This is a genomic window from Streptomyces sp. NPDC017202 (assembly GCF_044331705.1).
In the GTDB taxonomy this organism is placed as follows: domain Bacteria; phylum Actinomycetota; class Actinomycetes; order Streptomycetales; family Streptomycetaceae; genus Streptomyces.
In genome coordinates this window covers 63,927-85,875 of sequence record NZ_JBIRNP010000010.1, presented here as the reverse complement: position 1 = coordinate 85,875, position 21,949 = coordinate 63,927, and the positions used below count along the sequence as shown (strand labels likewise).

18 protein-coding genes are annotated in these 21,949 nt (G+C 72.2%); 9 read left to right on the top strand and 9 right to left on the bottom strand.

Annotated elements, in window-relative coordinates; genetic code table 11:
* Positions 1-122 precede the first annotated feature (122 nt).
* From ACH4N1_RS20615 to ACH4N1_RS20605, 3 genes are read left to right on the top strand one after another with little or no spacing between them, the layout of a single operon-like run.
* Positions 123-710: a hypothetical protein gene (locus ACH4N1_RS20615; protein ID WP_398098887.1), complete on the top strand. Its 588-nt coding sequence runs from the start codon at positions 123-125 to the stop codon at positions 708-710.
* Positions 707-1,399: a hypothetical protein gene (locus tag ACH4N1_RS20610; protein ID WP_398098886.1), complete on the top strand. Its 693-nt coding sequence runs from the start codon at positions 707-709 to the stop codon at positions 1,397-1,399. Before ACH4N1_RS20615 ends, ACH4N1_RS20610 begins: the two co-directional genes overlap by 4 nt.
* Positions 1,399-6,141 (top strand): putative T7SS-secreted protein, encoded by a 4,743-nt coding sequence (locus ACH4N1_RS20605; RefSeq protein ID WP_398098884.1) that lies wholly within the window; start codon positions 1,399-1,401, stop codon positions 6,139-6,141. Before ACH4N1_RS20610 ends, ACH4N1_RS20605 begins: the two co-directional genes overlap by 1 nt.
* A 543-nt stretch (positions 6,142-6,684) precedes the next feature.
* Here the strand turns inward: ACH4N1_RS20605 and ACH4N1_RS20600 are convergent.
* Positions 6,685-6,963 (bottom strand): hypothetical protein, encoded by a 279-nt coding sequence (locus ACH4N1_RS20600; RefSeq protein ID WP_398099194.1) that lies wholly within the window; start codon positions 6,961-6,963, stop codon positions 6,685-6,687.
* Here ACH4N1_RS20600 and ACH4N1_RS20595 point away from each other — a divergent pair.
* A complete protein-coding gene (locus ACH4N1_RS20595) occupies positions 6,917-7,204 on the top strand; it encodes a hypothetical protein (protein ID WP_398099177.1) in 288 nt (95 codons plus the stop codon). The genes ACH4N1_RS20600 and ACH4N1_RS20595 overlap by 47 nt on opposite strands.
* Complete coding sequence (locus ACH4N1_RS20590; protein ID WP_398099175.1) at positions 7,117-7,299, top strand: hypothetical protein; 183 nt, start codon at positions 7,117-7,119, stop codon at positions 7,297-7,299. The genes ACH4N1_RS20595 and ACH4N1_RS20590 overlap by 88 nt, the downstream gene beginning before the upstream one ends.
* Positions 7,300-7,306: 7 nt before the next feature.
* Here ACH4N1_RS20590 and ACH4N1_RS20585 read toward each other — a convergent pair whose 3' ends face one another.
* Entirely contained in the window at positions 7,307-7,690 is a 384-nt protein-coding gene (locus ACH4N1_RS20585) for a hypothetical protein (RefSeq protein ID WP_398098882.1), read from the bottom strand.
* Positions 7,687-10,434 carry a SpoIIE family protein phosphatase gene (locus ACH4N1_RS20580; RefSeq protein WP_398098881.1) on the bottom strand — a complete coding sequence of 916 codons (2,748 nt, stop codon included), beginning with the start codon at positions 10,432-10,434 and terminating at the stop codon, positions 7,687-7,689. Before ACH4N1_RS20580 ends, ACH4N1_RS20585 begins: the two co-directional genes overlap by 4 nt.
* A gap of 204 nt (positions 10,435-10,638) precedes the next feature.
* Between ACH4N1_RS20580 and ACH4N1_RS20575 the strand changes: the two genes are divergently transcribed.
* Both ACH4N1_RS20575 and ACH4N1_RS20570 read left to right on the top strand, forming a co-directional pair.
* Positions 10,639-11,145: a SigE family RNA polymerase sigma factor gene (locus ACH4N1_RS20575; RefSeq protein ID WP_398098879.1), complete on the top strand. Its 507-nt coding sequence runs from the start codon at positions 10,639-10,641 to the stop codon at positions 11,143-11,145.
* Between the two features lie 181 nt (positions 11,146-11,326).
* Complete coding sequence (locus ACH4N1_RS20570; protein WP_398098878.1) at positions 11,327-12,643, top strand: hypothetical protein; 1,317 nt, start codon at positions 11,327-11,329, stop codon at positions 12,641-12,643.
* 114 nt (positions 12,644-12,757) lie between these two features.
* On the opposite strand, the gene ACH4N1_RS20565 is transcribed toward ACH4N1_RS20570, so the two are convergent.
* The gene (locus ACH4N1_RS20565) at positions 12,758-14,083 is read right to left on the bottom strand and encodes an Nramp family divalent metal transporter (RefSeq protein ID WP_398098876.1); all 1,326 of its coding nucleotides are present in this window, start codon (positions 14,081-14,083) and stop codon (positions 12,758-12,760) included.
* Positions 14,084-14,537: 454 nt separating this feature from the next.
* On the opposite strand from ACH4N1_RS20565, the gene ACH4N1_RS20560 reads away from it, so the two are divergent.
* Entirely contained in the window at positions 14,538-15,902 is a 1,365-nt protein-coding gene (locus ACH4N1_RS20560; RefSeq protein ID WP_398098875.1) for a M14 family metallopeptidase, read from the top strand.
* A 9-nt stretch (positions 15,903-15,911) separates the two neighbouring features.
* On the opposite strand, the gene ACH4N1_RS20555 is transcribed toward ACH4N1_RS20560, so the two are convergent.
* From ACH4N1_RS20555 to ACH4N1_RS20535, 5 genes are all read right to left on the bottom strand, one after another.
* Complete coding sequence (locus tag ACH4N1_RS20555; RefSeq protein ID WP_398098874.1) at positions 15,912-16,469, bottom strand: hypothetical protein; 558 nt, start codon at positions 16,467-16,469, stop codon at positions 15,912-15,914.
* 89 nt (positions 16,470-16,558) lie between these two features.
* Positions 16,559-18,031 carry a GntP family permease gene (locus tag ACH4N1_RS20550; RefSeq protein ID WP_398098872.1) on the bottom strand — a complete coding sequence of 491 codons (1,473 nt, stop codon included), beginning with the start codon at positions 18,029-18,031 and terminating at the stop codon, positions 16,559-16,561.
* 191 nt (positions 18,032-18,222) lie between these two features.
* Positions 18,223-18,633, bottom strand: coding sequence for a RidA family protein (locus ACH4N1_RS20545; protein WP_398098870.1), 411 nt, complete (start codon positions 18,631-18,633; stop codon positions 18,223-18,225).
* A 21-nt stretch (positions 18,634-18,654) separates the two neighbouring features.
* Positions 18,655-19,398 carry an IclR family transcriptional regulator gene (locus ACH4N1_RS20540; protein WP_398098868.1) on the bottom strand — a complete coding sequence of 248 codons (744 nt, stop codon included), beginning with the start codon at positions 19,396-19,398 and terminating at the stop codon, positions 18,655-18,657.
* Positions 19,395-20,537: a sugar kinase gene (locus ACH4N1_RS20535; RefSeq protein ID WP_398099173.1), complete on the bottom strand. Its 1,143-nt coding sequence runs from the start codon at positions 20,535-20,537 to the stop codon at positions 19,395-19,397. The genes ACH4N1_RS20540 and ACH4N1_RS20535 overlap by 4 nt, the downstream gene beginning before the upstream one ends.
* A gap of 131 nt (positions 20,538-20,668) precedes the next feature.
* Between ACH4N1_RS20535 and ACH4N1_RS20530 the strand changes: the two genes are divergently transcribed.
* A complete protein-coding gene (locus tag ACH4N1_RS20530; protein ID WP_398098867.1) occupies positions 20,669-21,946 on the top strand; it encodes an amino acid deaminase in 1,278 nt (425 codons plus the stop codon).
* Positions 21,947-21,949: the final 3 nt, after the last annotated feature.

Sequence of the window (21,949 nt, the reverse complement as noted above, 5' to 3'; positions counted from 1 at the left end):
GGAAGTTCACCTTGAAGGGTTTCAGAGGCCCGCCGCCCTCGAGGAAGCCGACCGCAGCACCGAACCGCCGTCCGGCGGGGCGGCGTTGCGGTCGGCAATGTGCTGGTGTTTTGATGCCGGACATGGCTGAACAGGGGGGCGGGGACGGTCCGGAGGCCCACACCCGCAGGTCCGCACTGGACGACTACGCGGAGCTGACCGGACCGGGCACGGGGGACGAGCGCACCCCTTCGGCCACCGCGAAGGGGCGTCCCGTCCCGGACGACGGAGCACCGCCCTCGCCCGTCCCGGCGCCACCCGAGCCCCCGGCCTCCTTCCCGGGGACGGATGACATCGCCCGCGTCCGTCGCGAGTTCGGCGCGCTGCTGGGCGAGTTCCGCCGCACGGCCGTCCTCGTTCCGGTCGGTGAGGACGAGGCGCCCCTGGCCGCGGACCACGGCGGGATCCGTTGGCTGTACGCCTTCTCCGACGAGTCGGCGCTTGCCCGGTTCGCGATCGCGAGGGGCGAAACCGCACGCGAGTGGCCGTACCGGCGGGTGCTGGGAGCCCGGTTGCTGGACGCCGGGGTCGGGGCGACGGGCGTGCCGTGCGGGGTGGCTCTGGACGTGGGCGGCGAGGGGAACGGCGTGCTGTTCCCGCCCGTGGCGGGGATCGTGCCGGACGCGGTGGCGGTGGACGTACGAGCGGCACACGGGGAGGAACCGCGATGAGCGGTGACGGGGGCAAGGACATCAAGGCGTCGGGCCTGGACTCGATCGCCCGGGGCATCACCCTGACGCTGGCCGAGTTGAAGGAGATCGGTGTCGACAGCATGGCCGGGTCGGGCCGGGGCTTCTCCGGACTCTCCCTCTCGGGACTGCAGTTGGGGCACGAGGGACTGACGTCCGCGTTCACGACGTTCTGCGAGCGCTGGGAGTGGGGGGTGCGCTCGCTCGTGATCGAGGGGAACGTCTTCGCGCAGAACGTGGGGCTCGCGGCGGGCACGCTCCACGAGACCGACGAGTACGTCGGTGGCGCGCTGAAGGTCGGGGTGAACTCGCTGCTGGGCAACCCGTACGCCTCCGAGGAGGAGATCACGCGGATGGGCTGGGGCGAGCTGGCCCAGAACAACATCGACGCCTACCGCAATCCGGACTACAGCAAGGAGTCCTTCGAGCAGGCGTGGGAGAACAGCAAGCAGGGCTGGAAGGACGCGGGCCGGGACGTGATGACCTCGCGCTGGGCAGGGCCGATGTACCTCAACCCCCAGAACCTGCACGGTGCGTTCGGGGTGGATGACGCACAGTACGACCAGTGGCTCGACGACACCTTCGGTCCCTCGCCGGAGGAGCGGGCCGAGGCCGCGGAACAGCAGGGGCAGCAGGGGCAGCAGGGGCAGCGAGACGGGAACGCCGGCTGATGGACATCGGCGACCTGGTCGACTCCGGCCTGGAAAAGGTCAGCGACGGTGTCGACGCGGGCAAGAAGTTCCTCGGCGAGGGCATCGACAAGGGCACCGACCTCGTCGGGGAGGGACTGGAGAGGGTCGGTGCCGAGGGCTGGGCCGACAAGGTCGAGGACTTCGGTGACGGTCTCGCCTCGGAGCTCGGGGCGACTCCGGGGGAACAGCAGCTCGGCGAGACCGACCAGGCGAACGAGCTGATCCACGGAGACCCGGGCGCCATCCGTGGGGCTGCCGGGCACCTCAAGGACTTCCGGAAGGCCTTCGACACGACCGGCGAGGGCATGCGGAAGCTGGACTCCTCGCACTGGAAGGGCGAGGCCGCCGACACCTTCCGCGAGAAGTTCGCCATGCATCCCGCCAAGTGGCTGCGCGCGGCGGACGCCTGCGACAAGGCCGCCAAGGCCCTGGAGGACTTCGCCGACACGGTGACCTGGGCACAGGGCCAGGCGAAGAACGCCATCGCCCTGTACAAGCAGGGCCAGAAGGCATCCGAGCAGGCAAGGGAGACGTACAACAAACGCGTCGACGCCTACAACGCCAAGATCAAGGCGGACGAGGAACCCGGCCCGCGCCCGGAAAAATTCGAGGACCCCGGCTCCGCCGACATCGCGCGTGCCCGCGAGATCCTCGCGGAGGCCCGGCGCCAGCGCAACGACGCCGGCCGCACCGCCGCCACCTCGGTCACCGCCGCGCTCGCCCACGCCCCGGCCGAACCGCCGGCATTCGACCGCCTCAAGGCGGACGTCGGCGACGGGTTCGCGGCGGTCAACACCGAGGGCCTGCACCTCCTGGGCGGCGTGGTCAAGGGCACGGCCGGGCTGGTGAACTTCGCCCGCGGCCTCAACCCGATGGACCCCTACAACGTCACGCACCCGGCGCAGTACCTCCAGAACGTCAGCATGACCCTGTCCGGTCTCGTCTCGGCCGCCTCACACCCCGAGCGCACGGCGAAGGCGGCATGGGACGGCTTCGTGAAGGACCCGTCGGAGGGCACGGGGCGGCTGCTGCCGGAGCTGATCGGAACCAAGGGGCTGGGCGCGGCCCGGGGCGGCATACGGGCCGGAGTCAAGGCCGGGATGGAAGAGGCCGCCGAGTCGGCGGCACGCAGGGAGGGCAAGGGAGCCGCCGAGACAGCCAGGGAACGTCCCGCCGAGCACGACACCCCCGATCCCCGGGACAAGGTCGACAAGGATCCCACCGACCCGATCGACCTCACCACCGGCAGGATGTACCTGCCGCAGACGGACGTGACGCTGCCGGGCGCCCTACCCCTCGTCTTCCGGCGACGCGTGGAGTCGGGCTACCGCTTCGGACGCTGGTTCGGCCCGTCCTGGTCCTCGACGGTCGACCAGCGCCTCGAGATCGACTCCGAGGGTGTCGTCCTCGTCACCGAGGACGGCATGCTGCTGGCCTACCCGCATCCCGCACCCGGCCTCCCGACCCTCCCCGGTCACGGCCCGCGCCGGCCGCTGGACCGCGTGGACGGCGGCTACACGATCACGGACCCGCAAACGCGCCGCGTCTGGCACTTCGCCGACCGCGGTGACGACCTGGCGGTCCTGGAACAGATCGACGACCGCAACGGCAACTGGCTCACCTTCGAGTACGACGCCGAGGGCACGCCGCTGGGCATCGTCTCCAGCGCCGGTCACGACGTCCGCATCTCCACGGAGGCGGGCAGGGTCACGGCCCTGCGCCTGTCGGCGGCCGACCAGGTGCTGATGCGCTACTGCTACACCGACGGCAACCTGACGGAGGTCGTCAACTCCTCCGGCCTGCCCCTGCGCTTCAGCTACGACGAGGCAGGCCGCGTCACCTCCTGGACGGACACGAACGACCGCGGCTACACCTACGCGTACGACGACCGGGACCGCTGCGTCGCCGAGGGCGGCTCGCACGGTCACATGAGCCTGCGGCTGTCGTACGGCGAACGGGACCCGGACACCGGCCTGCGGGTCACCACGACCACCACCGCCGAGGGCCACACCCGCCGCTACACCGTCGACGACGCCTGCCAGGTGATCGCCGAGACCGACCCGCTGGGCGCGGTCACCCGCTTCGAACGCGACCGGTACCACCGCCTCCTCTCCCGCACGGACCCACTCGGCCACCGGACGACGTTCGCCTACGACGAGGCGGGCAATCTGCTCGCGCTGACCCGTCCCGACGGGCGCGCGTCGAGGGCCGAGTACAACGACCTCGGGCTGCCGGTGAAGGTGGTGAACCCGGACGGCACGACCGTCCGCCAGACGTACGACGACCGCGGGAACCGCACGTCGGTGACGGACCCGGCGGGCCGGACCACCCGCTTCGCCTACGACGAGGCCGGCCGCCTGACGTCGGTGACCGACTCCCTCGGCCACACGACCACGGTGGTGTGCGACCGTGCGGGCCTCCCGCTGGAGATCACGGACCCGCTCGGCGCGGTCACCCGCTACGAACGCGACGCCTTCGGCCGGCCCGTCACCATCACGGACCCCACCGGATCGGCGACCCGCCTGGAGTGGACGGTCGAGGGCCGCCCGGCCCGCCGTACGGCAGCCGACGGCACGACGGAGTCCTGGACCTACGACGGCGAGGGCAACTGCACCAGCCACACGGACGCGACGGGCGGCGTCTCCCACTTCGAGTACACGCACTTCGACCTGCTGACGGCCCGGACGGGCCCGGACGGCGTGCGGTACGCGTTCGACCACGACCTGGAGCTGCGGCTGACGAAGGTCACGAACCCGCAGGGCCTGACGTGGACGTACGCGTACGACGCGGCAGGACGGCTGGTCACGGAGACCGACTTCGACGACCGCACGCTGACGTACGCGTACGACGCGGCGGGCCGCCTGGTCTCCCGGGTGAACGCCCTGGGCGAGGTCGTGTCCTTCGAGCGCAACGCGCTGGGGCAGGTGATCCGCAAGGACGCGGCCGGCCGGGTCACGACATACGCGTACGACATGACCGACCGGCTCGCGCAGGCGACGGGCCCGGACGGCACCACGCTGGCACTGCTGCGCGACCGCTTCGGGCGGTTGCGCTCGGAGACGGTGAACGGCCGGACCCTGACGTACACGCACGACGGCCCGGGCCGCCGAACGGGCCGTACGACCCCGACCGGCGCGGTGACGACGTGGTCGTACGACGCGGCGGGCCGCCGCACCGGCATGACGGCCTCGGGCCGCCCGATCGACTTCACGTACGACGAGGCGGGCCGCGAACTGGCCCGCCGCATCGGCGAGACGGTCACCCTGGAGCACGGCTACGACGACCTCGGCCGCCTGACGACCCAGTCGGTGACGGGGCCGGGCGGCCACGCCGTCCAGTCCCGCACCTACACCTACCGCGCCGACGGCAACCTGACCGGCGTCGACGACCAGCTCTCCGGCTCCCGCCGCTTCGACCTGGACGCGGCGGGCCGGGTGACGGCGGTGCACGCGGCGGACTGGACGGAGACGTACGCGTACGACGCGGCCGGCAACCAGACCTCGGCGTCCTGGCCGGCCTCCCACCCGGGCGGGGAGGCGACCGGCGACCGCGAGTACACGGGCACCCGCATCACCCGGGCCGGCCGCGTCCGCTACGAACACGACGCGCTCGGCCGCATCGTCCTGCGCCGGAAGACCCGCCTGTCCCGCAAGCCGGACACCTGGCGCTACGAGTGGGACGCCGAGGACCGCCTGACGTCGGTGACGACCCCGGACGGCACGCGCTGGCGGTACACCTACGACCCACTGGGCCGCCGCACGGCGAAGCTGCGTCTGGCGGAGGACGGCGAGACGGTCGTCGAACAGGTGCTGTTCACCTGGGACGGCACGACCCTGTGCGAGCAGACCACCACGTCGGCCGGACTCCCCCACCCGGTCACCCTCACCTGGGACCACCGGGGCCTGCACCCCATCGCCCAGACCGAACGCATCCTGACGGCCGACGCCCCACAGGAGGAGATCGACTCCCGCTTCTTCTCCATCGTCACGGACCTGGTCGGCACTCCGAGCGAACTCGTCGACGAGCGGGGCGAGATCGCCTGGCGAACGAGGAGCACCCTCTGGGGCACCACCGCCTGGACCACGAACAGCACCACCTATACGCCGTTGCGGTTCCCGGGCCAGTACTACGACCCGGAAACGGGGCTGCACTACAACTACTTCCGGCACTACGACCCGGAGACGGCCCGCTACCTCTCAGCCGACCCACTTGGGCTCGAACCCGCACCGAACCCCGCCACATACGTGGTCAATCCCACCATGTGGGTGGACCCCTACGGCCTTTCCCCTTGCCCTCCGGGGGAGGACCGGCGCGCGCAACCCACCCATGGCACGGGGGAGGGACATGAATGGGCCAAGAGCGTGACACAGAAGGGGAGAACCGATAACTCGCAGGTCATCTCCGGCCACGGTTACTACGAATTCGGAGCGGGAGACCTGACGGTACCTCCCGGAACATGGCTGAAATTCTACGTCAGAGACGGCGAACGCCTGAACGATGCCTTCGCTCACGAAATTGAAACTGGAACAACGCATCCCCCGGTGGAGACTTTCGGCCCAGGAAAGTCTGTGCCGAACTACACCGTCGACACCCCGAAAAACCTGACAATCAGCAGCAAGTCAATCACCGTGAACACTGCCACTCGACTCAGTGAAATCGTCACCGATAGAATGGGAGCCGTTCATGTCCTGATCTGCCGCGAGCACGTAAAGCCCTGGTGAGAAAATGTCACACTTTCCCGACCTGAGCACATACACGTACGACCACACCAATAAGGACATGCTGAACGTAGGCTGGCTGTCCAGGGATCACCGGTACACTACCGGGCCAACGCCGGAAGGTCTGGTGGATGCACTCACACAACTGGCCCGCGAAGCGGTCAACGTTCAGCGCGGAATGCATTTTTGCGAACTGTGCCCCGACTTCGAGACAGCCAGAGAGCACACGTCCCGTGGCGACGTATTCCTTGGCAGCGGGGAAATTCACGTATCGAACAACAACGGAACGATATACGCATCTCCGGCAATGGTCGTGCATTACGTGGAGGATCACAATTACCTGCCGCCGGAGGACTTTTGCACGTCAGCCCTGTCTCAATCCTCCCAACCACCTCAACATCGATGAGGAACCTCAGCCCGGAGGACGCAGACAGCCCCGGGCTCAACATTCCCTTCCCGTAGCCGCACCGTAGGCTGCCGCGCTCCCCCCGGCAGCCTCGCCCACATCCAGGTGCCGCTGCCCGGTTCGCGGAACTCGCCGAAGCCTCAGTCTCCGTCGCGGGCGTGGCAGAAGCAGGCCAGGAGGCGGAGTGCAGCTCGGCGGCGGGTGTCGCAGGCGGTGGCGAGGTGGGGCTGAGTGCAGCAGGGGTGGTCGCCGTAGACGATCACTCGCAGGATGTCCGCGCGGTAGCGGAGGGAGAGGTAGAAGTTGGCGGACTCCGTGAACTGGGCTGCCAACGCGGTCGGTTCGCCCACCGATCGCAGTGCCGGGTCCAGCATGTCGCGCAGGCCGTGGGTCGTGAGGACCTCGCGGGTCGGCAGCACGCACGGACCGGAATTTCTCAGCGGGGAGGCGCAGTTGGCCAAGTACCGTACGCACCTGGACTGGCTGGAGCGCATCGCCCTCTCGCCCGATGCGTCAAGGGACTTCATCCTGGACATCGCCAAAAGCCTGTGCGGAGACGTCAGATGGACGGCATCACCTGGGAGGATCCCTTCTGCGGCGAGGGAGCCAGCTGCTTCCGCCTCGGCACCGACCCCGAGGGCAACGCCTACATCGCCGTAGCCGGGGCCGAGGAGGCCTACCTCACCGACAGCCGGGACGCGTTGCGGACCATGATCCTCGACATCAAGGCGGGGAAGGCCGACCACCTGCTGTGAGTCGGCGTCAGCCCGCCGGGCGGTAGTAGCCGAGGACCCAGGCCAGTTGGGCGAACCAGGTGTGCAGCATGTGCTGTGGCTTGGCGTTCACCATGGCCTCGTAGACGCGGCCGTCCAGGTGGACCACGGCGACCATCAGGGCCTTGCCGTCGGGGCGTGCCTTGTAGTGGACGCTGCGGATCTCGGGCCAGGAGAAGTCGACGACGGTGCCGTACATGTCGAAGGCCACGCCCGACGCGTCGACGAGGACCGAGCTGTGCTTGTCCATCGCCAGGAACTCCGGGGCGTCCGGCGGCGCCTGCGCAGGCGCGGGTGCCGGTACGGAGGGGGCGTACTGCGGCGGGGGCGGGCCGAAGCCGGTGGGGACGGGGGCCTGCGGCTGCTCTGTCACACCGGGAATCTACCCGCCGTGGAGCCGCGCCGGGGAGTGGGGCGGACGGCGAGGAGGGCGATGTCGTCGCCGTTGTCCGCCCCCAGGCCGATGAGGAGTTCGTCGCAGAACACGTCCAGGGGTTCGCGGGCCAGCGCGGCGGCGTGCCGGCGGAGGCGGTCCATGCCGTCGCCGAGGCACTCGTCGCGCCGTTCGATCAGGCCGTCGGTGTAGAGGAGGACGGTCGAGTGCGCCGGGATCGCGTCGCGGGCCCGGGGGCGGGGCAGGTCGGGGTCCAGGCCGAGGAGGACTCCGGCGCCGTCCTCCAGGTAGCGGGTGCGGCCGTCCTCGCTGATCAGGAGGGGCGGCAGATGGCCGGCGGAGGAGTGCACCAGCTCCCAGGGGCCGTCCTCGGGGCCTTTGAGGAGTCCGTAGATGCAGGTGGCGGTGGCCTCCTGGTAGAGGCTGTGGTTCGCCATGTCCAGGCGGCGCAGAACCGTCTCGGGGGGTTCCTGCCGGTCCACGGCGATGCCGCGCAGCATGCTGCGCAACTGGCTCATGGCGATGGCCGCGTCGAGGTTGTGGCCGGCGACGTCGCCGATCACCAGGGCGGTGTCCCCGCTGGGGAGGACGAAGCTGTCGTACCAGTCGCCGCCGACCTGGGCGGTGGTGGAGGAGGCCGCGTAGCGGGCGGAGATCCGGAGGTGGTCGATCTCCGGCAGCGCGGGGAGCAGGGAGCGCTGGAGGCGTTCGGCGATGTTCCGGGTCTCCTGGTAGAGGCGGGCGTTGTCCACCCCCAGGCCGAGGGCGCGCGCCAGATCGTCGATCAGGGGCAGGTCCTCCTCGGTGAACGGCTGTTCCGCACCGCCGCGGGCCACGGTGAGCGCGCCGATGACCTGGCGGCGCGCCCGGAGCGGGGCGACGACGGCGCTGTGCGTGTCCATGCTCCGCAGCAGTTCCGCGTAGTGGGTGTCCAGCGGGCTGGTGGCCCGGCCCGGCGGTGGGGGCTCGGTGAGCAGCAGCGGGCCGGCGCCGCTCAGGGCGCGGGCCAGGGGACCGCGGGCGGCCTGCGACACGGGCGGAAGCCGGCCCTCGTGCTCCTCCGGGTCCGCCGCTCCGGGGCCACGGCGGACGACGCAGACGCGGTCCACCTGGGCGGCGCGCGCGGTGAACAGGTCCACCGCGCACCAGTCGGCCAGCCGTTCGGTGAGGACGCGGGCCACCTGCTGGACGCCCTCGCTGAGGCCGGTGGCGTTGCTCAGCGTGTTCCCGGTGTCGGCCAGGAGTGAGAGCCGCTCCAGCGCCGACATGCCCGCCCCGTCGCCCTCGTTCTGCGGGACGGCCGACGGGGCGGGTCCGCCGGGCTGCTGCGGCGCCGGGGGCCGGGCCCGGCCGGGCGGGTGCGACGCGGCGTCCGGCGCGGCCGCCCTGGGGGTGAGCTGGGCCACGAACACGGTGCGGCCGTCGGGCATCTCCTGGGACTGGACGAACAGCCGGATGGGGACGAGCCGACCGTCGCGGTGCAGTGCGGGGAGCGGCACCGAGCGGCCCAGGATTCCGGGCTGCCCGCTGAGCATCAGGGAGGTGAACGCCGTGCGGTGGCGTTGGCGGAGGTGTTCCGGCATGAGCGTGGTGAGCCGCCGCCCGACGAGGTCGTCCGGGTGCCAGCCGAGCAGGTCCGCCGCCGGTCCGTTCACCACGACGATCGTGCCCCGCTCGTCGGCGGCGATCGTCGGGACCCTGCTGGCCCGTACCTGGTCGGCGTCCCAGGAGACCGGCTCCGACAGGCTGGACCCCGGTTCCCGGGGCACCACCGTCCACGCGGTGGGCGGCTCGCCGGCGAGCTGGCCGATGATCTGGTCGCACAGCCACTCGTGGAAGGCGCGGCCGCGCGGCAGGGCCGGCAGGGTGAGGAACCGTCCGTCGCGGGCCGCCTCCTCGGCCAGGTCGAGCACCGCGCGCAGCGCCTGCGCCGCGGGGCCGGCGTCCGCGGGCACGGACAGCGGCAGGGACCGGATCCCCGCTCCGCCGGCCTGGTGCCGCAGTGCGGCCGTCACACTCGCGCTGATCAGGTGGTTCATGTCCTGGGCGGCGGCGAGTTCCGCCGGTGCGACGCCCAGGACGTGTCCGGCGGCCAGGGCCAGGGCGACCTCGCGGAGCAGCGTGTGCCGGTGCTGCTGGGAGGCGGAGTACAGCGCCCCGGGCACGTCGATGAGCGTCACGGTCGCGCCGGGAGCCGCGTCCGTGCCGGGCCCCGCGGACGTGCCGGACCCCGCAGACGTACCGGACCCCGCGGACGTGCCGGGCCCGGTGCCCGCCGGCGGGGCCGGGGTCCCCCACCCGTCCGGCTGCGCCGCCGTCCCGTCGGGTGTCGCGCCGGGCCCCAGCTCGAACCACACCGTCTTGGTCTCCTCGCCGGTGTCGACGCCGTACCGGGACGCCAGCCGTCCGACGAGGGCCAGGCCCTGCCCGGTGCCGGCGTACGCGGGGTAGGTGTAGGGCACCGGTCCGAGGTCCGGCCGCCGGTCGCTCACCGCGACGCGCACCGCACCGCAGGCCGCCCGGACCTCGACCTCGACCTCGGTACGGGCGTGCAGCAGGGCGTTGGTCACCAACTCGCTGACCAGCAGTGCGGCGGTGTCCACGGCGTCCGGCGCGAGGACGTCCCCCAGCGCGGACCGCACGAACCGCCGGGCCTCCGCCACGCTCCGCGGGCCCCGGCCGAACCGCCGCGACGGCGCGCCCGGAACATGGTGGTCGGCCATGTCCTCAGTCTGCCCCAGGGGGCCCGGCCCCGCGCCCGCGCACGGCTCGGGGGCGGCGGACGGGTGAGGACACCCCCGCTCACCGTGGAACGACCTCCGCTCACCGTGAAACCACTCCCGCTCACCGTGAAACATTTCCGTGGGTCCACCGCATCAGTGAGGTGGGAGCAGCACACGGGGACGCACCGGACTGGGGGAACAGGCATGAGACAGGTCCGCGCGGACGGGTACGCCGAGTTCGCGGCGGCACGGACCGGGCATCTGTACCGGTCCGCGTGTCTGCTCACCGCCGGGGACACGCACCTCGCCGAGGATCTCGTGCAGGAGACCCTCGGCAGGCTGTACGTCCGCTGGGGGCGGGTCTCCCGGGCCGACAACCCCGCCGGGTACGCGCAGACCGTCCTCACCCGCACGTTCCTCGCCCATCGCCGGCGGCGCAGCAGCGGTGAGCGGGCCGTGGACGTCCTTCCCGAGCGGGCCGGCGCGGGGGCCGACGTGCCCCTGCGGCTCACGCTGGTGGAGGCCCTCGGCCGGCTGCCCGCGAAGGACCGGGCCGTTCTCGTCCTGCGGTACTGGGAGGACCGGTCCGTGGAGGAGACGGCCCGTGCGATGAACGCCAGCTCCGCCGCCGTACGGACGCGGTGCGTGCGGGCCCTCGGCCGGCTGCGGGAGCTGCTGGGCGAGGACATCGGCGAGTACGCCCGTCCCTGAGCGTCCCCGCCGTACCCGTAGTCGTACGCACACCCCGTACGCGCACACCCCGTACGCGCACACCCCGTACGCGCACCCCCGTACGCGTACACCCGTGTCCGTCCGTGTCCGGCACCGGGCGGCCCGACCACCCCCACGACGTCCTTCCGACCACTCCGACCCACGGAAACGGTGGTGCGCCATGCCCGTCGACCAGACCCACGACCCCTTCGAGGAGCAGCTCTCCGCCGCCCTGCACCAGGCCGGCGGCGCCTTCGACACCGACCGTGCCGCGCTCGCCGCGGCCGGCGAGGTGCGCGGGCGCCGACTGCGCCTGCGGCGGCGGGCCGCCCTCGCGGGGGGTGCGGCAGGCCTCGCCCTCGTGGGGGTGGGCGGGGCACTGCTCGTACCCTCCGGCGGGGGCGACGGCCCGCGGAACGGATCGGTCGCCGCGACCGGGTCCGGGAAGCCGACGGCCGCCCCCCACGTCGCCGCCGTCTCCGCCGACGACATGGTCCGTACGCTCACGAAGCTGCTCCCCGAGGGGAAGGTGACCCGCGGGGCGGCGCGCGGGACGGACGATCCGCTGGGGCTGCCGCCGCTCGCCCAGGTGGTGTTCGACGACGGCGCGGGCGTGGGGGCGGTCTCGCTGGTGGTGGACCGGGTGGGGCGCGAGGAGGGGACCTTCGATCCGGCGAGCGTGGTGACGCCCTGCCCCGGGATGGAGATGCCCGGCACGGTACCGGACAGCTGCGTGACGCAGAACCTGCCCGACGGATCCGTGGTCACCCTGATCCAGGGGTACGAGTATCCCGACCGACGCGAGGACACCAAGGCGTGGAGCGCCGACCTGGTCACTCCGGCCGGGCAGCGGGTGAGCGTGAGCGAGTGGAACGCCGCCGCCGAGAAGGGCGAGCCCGTCTCCCGGACCGAACCCCCGCTGACCATGGCGCAGTTGAAGTCGCTGGCCGCGGCGAAGGAGTGGCGCCGGGTCGCCGACACCCTCCCGGAGCCGGCCGCGGCGCCGACGGCGTCGGGATCGGGGTCAGGGGAGGGATCGGGATCGGGCTCCGCCGCGGACACGACGGGTCTCGCAGGGCGGCGGATCCTCGCCGCCCTCACCGGCTCGCTGCCCGACGGCATGCAGGTCGTCTCCAGCGACCACGACGAGACCGAGTTCGCCTACGCCGTCGTGGACGACGGCAAGGGCAGGAGCTACGTCCAGGTCAACATGCAGCGCGGCATGTCCGACGCCGCGGGCGAGCTGTACGGCTCCGGTGCCGAGACCCTGGCCGACGGCACCCGTGTCGCGACGCGGCAGGGGCCGGGCGAGAAGGGCGGCGAGGGCGTCGTGATGTGGACCGTGGACACGATGCGCGCGGACGGCAGGCGCGTGGTGGTCAGCGCCTTCAACTCCGGCAGCCAGACGACGGCCGCCACGCGCTCCGAACCGGCGCTCACCATGACCCAGTTGCGCGAGATCGCGCTCAGCCCGCAGTGGGAGGTGCTGGGCGGCTGAACCCGGCCCCACCCCGGTCCCGGTGCCGGCCGCGGTCGACGCGGCCGGCACCGGGGCGAGCGGGCGCCGTCCGCCGGGGTCGGCCGCCGGGGTCGGCTGCCGGGCGGGCGTCGCTCAGAAGAACTCCGACCACGGCTGGTCCGCGACCTGCTTCACGCACAGCACCAGGAACAGCAGCCCGGCCGCCGCGAGCATCCCGTTGCTGAGCCTGCCGTTGCGCCACTCGGCGGGCGTACGGGCCGAGTTGAGCAGCCAGATCAGGGTCAGCGCCAGGAAGGGCAGGAAGGCCGCGCCCAGCACGCCGTACAGGATGACCAGGCGGAAGGGCTGGCCCTGGAAGAGCAGGACCATCGGCGGGAAGGTCAGCCACAGCAGGTACAGGCGGAACGGCCCGGAGCGCTCCCGCCGGCCGGAGGCGACCTCGGCGCCCGTGGCCCGCGCGCCGCCCCGGTGGCGGGCGACGAAGTCGGCGAACATCAGGCTCACGCCGTGCCAGACGCCGATCAGGGAGGTGAAGGAGGTGGCGAAGAAGCCGATGAGGAAGAACTTCGCGGTGGCCGAGCCGTACTCCGCCTCCAGGATGTCGCCGAGCTGCACGAGTCCCTTGTCACCGCTCGCGATGGCCACGTTCGCGGAGTGCAGCAGCTCGGCGCCGACGAACAGCATCGCGACCACGAAGACGCCGGTGGTGAGGTAGGCGACGCGGTTGTCGAGCCGCATCACCTTCATCCAGCCGGTGTCGGTCCAGCCCTTGGCGTTGACCCAGTACCCGTAGGCCGCGAGGGTGATGGTGCCGCCGACGCCGCCGATCAGGCCGAGGGTGTTGAGGACGGAGTCCTTCTCGTCGGGCAGGACGGGCAGCAGGCCCGCCAGGGCGTCCGGGAGGTTCGGCGTCACACGGACCGCGAGGTAGACGGTCACCGCGAACATGACGCCCACCAGGACCGTCATGACCTTCTCGAACACCGCGTACTTGTTGAACCAGACGAACACCAGGCCCACCAGCCCGCAGGCGATGGCCCACCACTCCAGGTCCATCACGCCGGGGAACAGGGCCTGGAGGGGCAGCGCGCTGGACGACATCGCGGCCGCGCCGTAGACGAAGCCCCAGACGACGACGTAGACGAGGAAGAACCACGTCGTCCAGCGGCCGAGGCTCGCCCAGCCGTCGAACAGGGTGCGGCCGGTGGAGAGGTGCCAGCGGCCGGCCGCCTCCGCGAGGGAGATCTTGACCAGGCAGCCGAGGACCGCCGCCCAGAGCAGGGTGTAGCCGAAGTTGCTGCCGGCGATGAGGGTGGCGACCAGGTCGCCGGCGCCGACCCCGGTCGCGGCGACGACGATGCCGGGACCGATGTGACGCCAACTCGACTTACGGGGGGTGGGGTTGTCGCTGCCGGATGATGCCTCGGTGTCAGTGGGGTTTCCCGTGGTGTCCGCCATGCCCCTCAAGAAAGCCGAAGCGGGCGGGTCCGGCAAGGGGCCGTACGCATCCGCACGCGCGACTCACACCCACGGGTGCACTTCGCCGGGGCCCGCCGCGCCGGGGCCGGTCACGCGTATGCCGCGGGGCCGCCGTCGGCGCGGCAACTCCCTTCCGGGCAGGGCCGTTCCGTACGATTCCGGCCATTCGACTCCTTGGCCGCTCTTGACCTGACCATGTCATGCCCCGACGATGAGCGGCACCCCGCACCCGTGCACGGCGAGCACACAGCACCGCAGCACCGCGGACGCACCGCACCGCGGAAGCACCGCACCGCGGAAGCACCGCACCACAGACACACCGACACCGCACCACAGGCGCACCGCACCTCGCACGCAGCTCCACACCGCTCCACACCGCTCCATCCCCCACGTGTCCGGCGATCCCGGACTTCTGGAGAACCGAGGAGAACCCATGCGACTCCGCACACGCGGCGCAGGACTCGTCCGCGGCCGCGGCGGCAGACGAACCGCCGCGCTGGCCGCCCTGATGGCCCTCGCCCTCGCCGCGCCGATCTCGGCGACGGCCACGGACGCGGCGGCCGGCGGCGCCGTCGAGGCGGCACCCTCCGCCGACGACATCCGCCAGTACGAGATCCACGTCCCCCACAGCACGCCCGAGACGCGCACCGCGATCGCCGGGGCCGGGGTCAGCGTGGACGAGGCCGACGAGGAGACCGTCGTCGTCTCCGGCCGCGCGGACCAGATCAGGAAGCTGCGCGCGCAGGGCTACGAGGTCGCCGCGCTGGGCGCCGCCCCGGACCGCACCGCCGAGGGCGAGACCCGGCTCTACGACTTCCCCTCCGCCGACTCGCGCTACCACAACTACGCCGAGATGACCGCGGAGATCGACCAGCGCATCGCGGCCTACCCGAACATCATCAGCAAGCGGGTGATCGGCACCTCCTACCAGGGCCGCAACATCGTCGCCGTCAAGATCAGCGACAACGTCGGCACCGACGAGGCCGAGCCCGAGGTGCTGTTCACCCACCACCAGCACGCCCGTGAGCACCTGACCGTGGAGATGGCCCTGTACCTGATCCGCGAGCTGGGCGCCGGCTACGGCACCGACTCCCGCATCACCAGCATGGTGAACAACCGCGAGATCTGGATCGTGCCCGACCTCAACCCGGACGGCGGCGAGTACGACGTCGCCACCGGCTCCTACCGGTCGTGGCGCAAGAACCGCCAGCCCAACTCCGGCTCCACGGCCGTCGGCACGGACCTCAACCGCAACTGGGCCTACCGGTGGGGCTGCTGCGGCGGCTCCTCGGGCTCGACGTCCTCCGAGACCTACCGGGGTGCGGCGGCCGAGTCGGCGCCCGAGGTGAAGGTCGTCGCCGACTTCGTGCGCAGCCGGGTCGTGGGCGGCGTCCAGCAGATCAAGTCGGGCATCGACTTCCACACCTACAGCGAACTGGTGCTGTGGCCCTTCGGGTACACCACCGCCGACACCGCCACCGGGATGACCGCGGACGACCGCAACGCCTTCGCCACGGTCGGCCGTTCGATGGCGGCCAGCAACGGGTACACCCCGGAGCAGTCGAGCGACCTGTACATCACGGACGGGTCGATCGACGACTACCTCTGGGGCACGCACAAGATCTTCTCGTACACCTTCGAGATGTACCCGGGCTCGTCGGGCGGCGGCGGGTTCTACCCGCCCGACGAGGTCATCGAGCGGGAGACCGCGCGCAACAAGGACGCGGTGCTGCAACTGCTGGAGAACTCGGACTGCATGTACCGCTCGATCGGCAAGCAGGCCCAGTACTGCGGCTGACGGCGCCCGCTAGTCGGCGTCGGGCCCGGCGTCGGACGTGGTGTCCTCGCGGTCGGCCGCCTCCTCGAAGTAGGCGTCGAGGACCGCGTCCAGCTGCTCGTCCCACTCCTTGAAGCGGTCCCTGGCCGTCGCCTCGATCTCGATCGGGTACCAGCGGCGGTCAGGGGTGTGCACCGTGATGGTGAACCGCTTCCCGAACCGCGGGGTCTCCGTCTCGATCGCGCCGATCTCGTCCCAGCGGAACTCGCACTCCTCCTCGTCGAGGCGGAGGCGGACGCCCCGGGCGTCGGCGACGATGCGCGCCCGGCGGTCGGCGGCCTCGAAGACGGGGCCGTCCGGCGCCGCCTCCGGCTCCGGCTCCTCCGACTCCCCGGCCGACGCGGTCACTTCGGCCGGGGCGCCGTCGGAGACGTCCGGGGCGGTGACCGCCTCGTCCGCCTCCGCGCCGCCCTTCGGCCTGGCGTCCTTCGGCTCCGCGGTCACGGGCGACGTGAGCCCGGGGATGAATGCCGGATCGAATCCGGCGCCCTCCAGGGGCTGGCTGCTCGAACCTATGCGCTGCTCCACAGCGGGCAGTATGGTCGACGATCCTGTGCCGGACACAGCCAGCCCCCAACTTCGTTATGAGACGCCTACACGCGAGCAAGCGGCCGTGGCTAGACGAACAGGCTCAATACGGCCGCCACGGCGAAGCCGACGACGGACAGCACCGTCTCCAGCACGGTCCACGTCCGCAGGGTGTCCCGCTCGCTGATGCCGAAGTACTTGGCGACCATCCAGAAGCCGCCGTCGTTGACGTGCGAGGCGAAGATCGAGCCGGCGGAGATCGCCATGATGACGAGGGCGACGAAGGCCTGCGAGTGGTCGCCCCCGGCGAGCAGCGGCGCCACGATGCCCGCCGTCGTCACGATCGCCACCGTCGCCGAGCCCTGCGCGACCCGCAGCACCACCGAGATCAGGTACGACAGCACCAGCACCGGCAGGCCGACGTCGTTGAAGGTGTCCGAGAGGGCCTGCGCCACGCCGCTCGCCTTGAGGACGGCGCCGAAGACCCCGCCCGCGCCGACGACCAGCAGGATGTTGCCGACCGGCTTCAGCGAGGCCGTGGAGACGGTCTCCAGGGACTTGCGGGACCAGCCGCGCCGGATGCCGAGCAGGTAGTAGGCCAGGAGCAGGGCGATCGTGAGGGCGACGAAAGGGCTGCCGAAGAACTCGATCACCGAGCGCGCGGTGGAGGGGTCCAGGGCGATCGAGGAGAAGGTGGCCGCGAGGATCAGCACCAGCGGCGTGCCGATGATGCCGAGGACCGTGCCCAGCGGCACCGGGTCCTCGCGCGGGACGACGCCCTGCGCCCGCTGCTCCTCGACGACGGCCGACCGGGCCTCCGCCGCCGCCTCGACCATGTCCTGCGGCACGGCGACGAAGAGGCGGCGCCCGATCCACGCGGAGTACGCCCAGGCGGCCAGGACCGCGGGGACGCCGCAGACGACGCCCATGAGGATGACCCAGCCGAGGTCGACGTGGAGGAGTCCGGCGGCCGCCACCGGGCCCGGGTGCGGGGGCAGGAAGGCGTGGGTCATCGACAGGCCGGCGAGCAGCGGCAGGCAGTACAGCAGGATCGACCTGCCGCTGCGCTTGGCGGCGGCGTAGACGATCGGCGCGAGGACGAAGATGCCGACGTCGAAGAAGACGGGGATGCCGAAGACGAGGCCGGTCATGCCCATCGCGAGGGGCGCCCGCTTCTCGCCGAAGAGGTGGAGGAGCCGGGAGGCCAGTACCTCGGCGCCGCCGCTGACCTCGAGGACCGCGCCGAGCATGGTGCCGAGGCCGATGATGATGGCGACGTGGCCGAGGATGCCGCCCATGCCCGACTCGATGGTGGAGACGGCGTCCGAACGCTGGACGGTGCCGAAGAGTTCGGTGACGGACAGTCCGGCCGACAGGCCGACGGCTATGGAGACGGCGAGCAGGGCGACGAACGGCTGGAGCCTGACCTTGATGATCAGGACGAGCAGCAGGGCGATGCCGAGGGCGGCGACCGTGAGCAGTCCGGCCGTGCCGTCGACGAGCAGGAGCAGTCCGCCGGTGTGGGGTGGGGCTTCGGCGGCGGCCGCCAGGGAGTGGGGCATTCGGGGGTCCTCTGCGTGGGTGCATGGAGCTTTCGGGCAGGACGGATCGCGGCACGGCGCGCCCCCTGGTCGGGGGCCGCCGTGCCGTCGTACGGGGTGCGGGGTGCGCGAAATGGAGTGCGGGGTGCGCGAAGTGGGCTGCGGAGTGCGGGAGTTCGCGGGTCGTCGGGGAGCCGGGATCGGCCGAGGGCTCAGCCGAGGACGGCGAGCGCGTCGATCTCGACGAGGAGGCCGGCGGGGAGACCGACGTAGACGGTCGTGCGCGCGGCGGGCGGGGCGGTGAGCGCCTGCTCCTCGAAGTAGGTGTTGTAGAGGTCGTTCATCTCGGCGAAGTGGTCCACGTCGGTCAGGTAGACGCGGATCATCATCACGTCGTCCCAGCTCGCGCCGCCCTCCTCCAGGATCGCCTTGACGTTGGCGAGGGTCTGGAGGGTCTGCTCGCGCAGGGTGGGGCCGGCCGGTGTGGGGGGCCTGCCCTCCTCGGCGGGCAGGAAGCCGACCTGCCCGGCGACCTGGAGGATGTTGCCCTTGCGCACGCCGTGCGAGAACTTCGCGGGCGGGGCGGTGTGGGTCTTCGGCGTGAGCGCGGTCTTGGCGGTCATGGTCGTACGGTGTCCTTCGCTTCAGGTCCTGCCGGAGTACTCGCCGCTGATGTCGTCCGCGGTGCGGCGCACCTGCGGGAGCAGGGTGAGGAGTTCGTCGGCGGTGACGACGACGTTCGGCGCGGAGACCGACATCGCGGCGACCACCCGGCCGTCGGCGCCGCGGATCGGTGCGGCGACGCAGTTGATGGACTCCTCGTGGCCGCCGAGGTCGGTGGCCCAGCCCTGTTCGCGCACCTTCGCCAGCTCCCGCAGGAAAGCGGGCGCGTCGGGGGTGGAACGGGCCGTGTAGAGGGGGTAGTCGAGCCGCTCGGCGACCGTGCGCCGCTCGGGTTCGGGCAGGTCGGCCAGGAGCAGCTTGGCGACCGCGGCGACGGTGATGGCGACCGGCTTGCCGATCCGCGAGTACATCCGCACCGGGTAGCGGCTCTCCACCTTGTCGATGTAGAGGACCTCGCCCTCCTCGTACACGGCGAGGTGCACGGTGTGTCCGCAGCGTTCGTTGAGCCGTGCCAGGTGGGGGTGGGCGATCTCGCGGACGTCGAGGTTCTCCATCGCCTCCTGGGCGAGGGCGAAGAGGCGGGCGCCGAGCCGGTAGCGCTGGTCGGACTGGCGGTAGACGAGCCCGTGCTCGTGCAGGGTCCGCAGCAGCCGCAGGGCCGTGGACTTGTGGACGCCGAGGCGGTCGGCGACCTGTCCGAGGTCGGCGGGGCCCTCGGCGAGCAGGGGCAGGATGCTCAGGGCGCGGTCGACGGTCTGGCTCATGGGGTGCGTACCTCCTCGGTGGCCGCCGCGGCCTGCGTCCAGCCGGGGGCGAGTCGAAGTCTCCCCCACGCGTCGTCGTCGAGGGCGGCGAGGCGGTCGGCGTGTGCGAGCCAGGCGGGGCGCGGCGCAGCCGCTCCATGAGGGGCGGTGGTCGGGCGACGGGCGGGCGGGGGCACGGCGAGGTCGCCGGGGACGGTCAGGGCGGCGGCGGCCCAGAGGTGTCCGTGGCGCAGGCGGTCCTTCACCGGCAGGCCGCGCAGGGTGGCGGAGAGGAACCCGGCGGCGAAGGCGTCCCCGGCGCCGACGGCGGCGACGACGTCGACGCGGGGGGCGGGGACGTCTACGCGGGCGGCGGGCGCACGGACGGCCGTCCCGTCGGCGTCCGCCGTCCCCTCGGCGCCCCGGTCGAAGGCGACGGCTCCGTCCGGTCCCTGCTTGACGACGAGGAGGCCCACCCCGGGCAGCGCGTCGGCGACGGCGCGGGCGTCGTGCAGGCCCCAGGCGTCCCGTGCCTCGTCGGCGCCGACGAAGACGAGGTCGGCGCGGCGGGCCAGTTCGAGCAGGACGTGCGGGCCTTCGGCGTCGGGCCACAGCACGGCCCGGAAGTTGACGTCGAAGGAGACGAGCGGCCGGTCCGGCCGGGGTCCGGTCAGTTCCTCCAGGAGGCCGAGGCAGTCCCCCGACAGGGCCGCCGTGATGCCCGACAGGTGCAGGACGCGGCCGGCCCGCGCGGCCGTGAGGTCCACGTTGTCCGTCGTCATCGCGGAGGCCGCCGAACCGGCCCGGTAGTACGCCACCTCGTGGGCGTCGGTCGCCCGGTCCCCGGCGGTGCGGAAGTACACGCCGGTCGGCCGCGCCGGGTCGCGCCGGACGGCGGTGACGTCGACGCCGTACGCCCCGATCGTCTCGACCAGGTGGTCGCCGAACCCGTCGGCGCCGACGCGGCTGACCCAGCGCGCCGGGTGGCCGGCGGCGGCCAGCACGCAGGCCACGTTGGACTCGGCGCCGCCGATGGCCCGGTCGAAGGAGGGGACGTCGGCGAGGCGGCCGGGCCGGGAGGGCAGGAAGGTGACCATGGACTCGCCGAGCGCGACGACGTCCACGACGTCGGGGGCGTTGCGGGGTCCGTCGGCGGTCACGATCGTCATAGCTCCCTGGTCGGTGCGGGTCGGCTCCGTTGACCCCGCGTCGGACGAGATGTTAGACAGCGGTAAGCGGCATACGCAATGAGCGTTGCACATGATGCAACACACCACTTCTGGAGGCTCGTATGGCCCTCGATCCCGGGACCGAAGCGCTCGCGCGGCTCGCGCGGGAGCGCGTCGACCACCGTTTCAAGGGCCTGCCGCCGGACGCCGACGGCCTGACGGTCGGCGAACTGGCCGCCCAGCGCCGCAACCTCTTCACCGGCGGTTTCACCACCCCCGTCCTCGCGCTGTCCGCCGAGCGCCTGGAGCACAACCTGCGGCTGATGGAGACGTACGCGACCCGGCACGGCCTCGCGTTCGCCCCGCACGGCAAGACCTCCATGGCGCCCCGGCTGTTCCGGCGGCAGATCGAGCACGGCGCCTGGGGCATCACCCTCGCCGTCCCCCACCAGGTCCGCGTGGCGCGGGCGTACGGCGTCCGGCGGATCTTCCTCGCCAACGAACTGGTGGACCCGGCGGCCCTGCGCGCCGTCGCGGCGGACCTCGCCGCCGACCCCGGGTACTCCTTCGTCTGCTACGTCGACTCCGTGCGCGGGGTGGAACTGATGGACGCGGCACTGCGCGGGGCGGCCCGCCCGCTCGACGTGGTCGTCGAACTGGCCGCGGGCGAGGACGCCCGCACGGGGGTCCGCACGGAGGCCGGCTGCGCGGCGGTCGCGGACGCGGTGGCCGCCGCGCCGACCCTGCGGCTGGTGGGCGTCGCCGGCTACGAGGGCGAGGTGCCGCGGGCCGACCCGGAGCGCGTGCACGCCTGGCTGCGCCGGCTGGTGGCGCTGGCCGCGGACCTCGACAGGGCGGGGCGGTTCGCCGGCGCGGAGGAGATCGTCGTCAGCGCGGGCGGCAGCGCCTGGTTCGACGCGGTCGCGGACGTCTTCGCCACGATCCCCGAACTCTCGCTGCCGGTGCTGAAGTTGCTGCGCTCCGGCGCCTACGTCTCGCACGACGACGGCCACTACCGGAGGATCACGCCCTTCAACCGCGTCCCCGGGGAGGGCGCCCTGGAGCCGGCGTTCCGGCTCTGGGCGCAGGTGGTGTCCCGGCCGTCCGCCGAGCAGGCCTTCCTGAACGCGGGCAAGCGGGACGCCGCCCACGACCTCGACCTGCCCGTCGCGCAGGTCGTGCGGCGGGACGGCGGCGAACGCCCGGCGGCCGGCATCGACGTCACCGCCCTGTCCGACCAGCACGCCTGGCTGCGGACGGCACCGGACGCCGACCTGGAGGTGGGCGACTGGGTGGGTCTCGGCCTGTCCCACCCGTGCACGTCCTTCGACAAGTGGCAGCTGATCCCGCTCGCCGAGGCGGACGGCACGGTCGTCGACTACATCCGCACGTTCTTCTAGGAG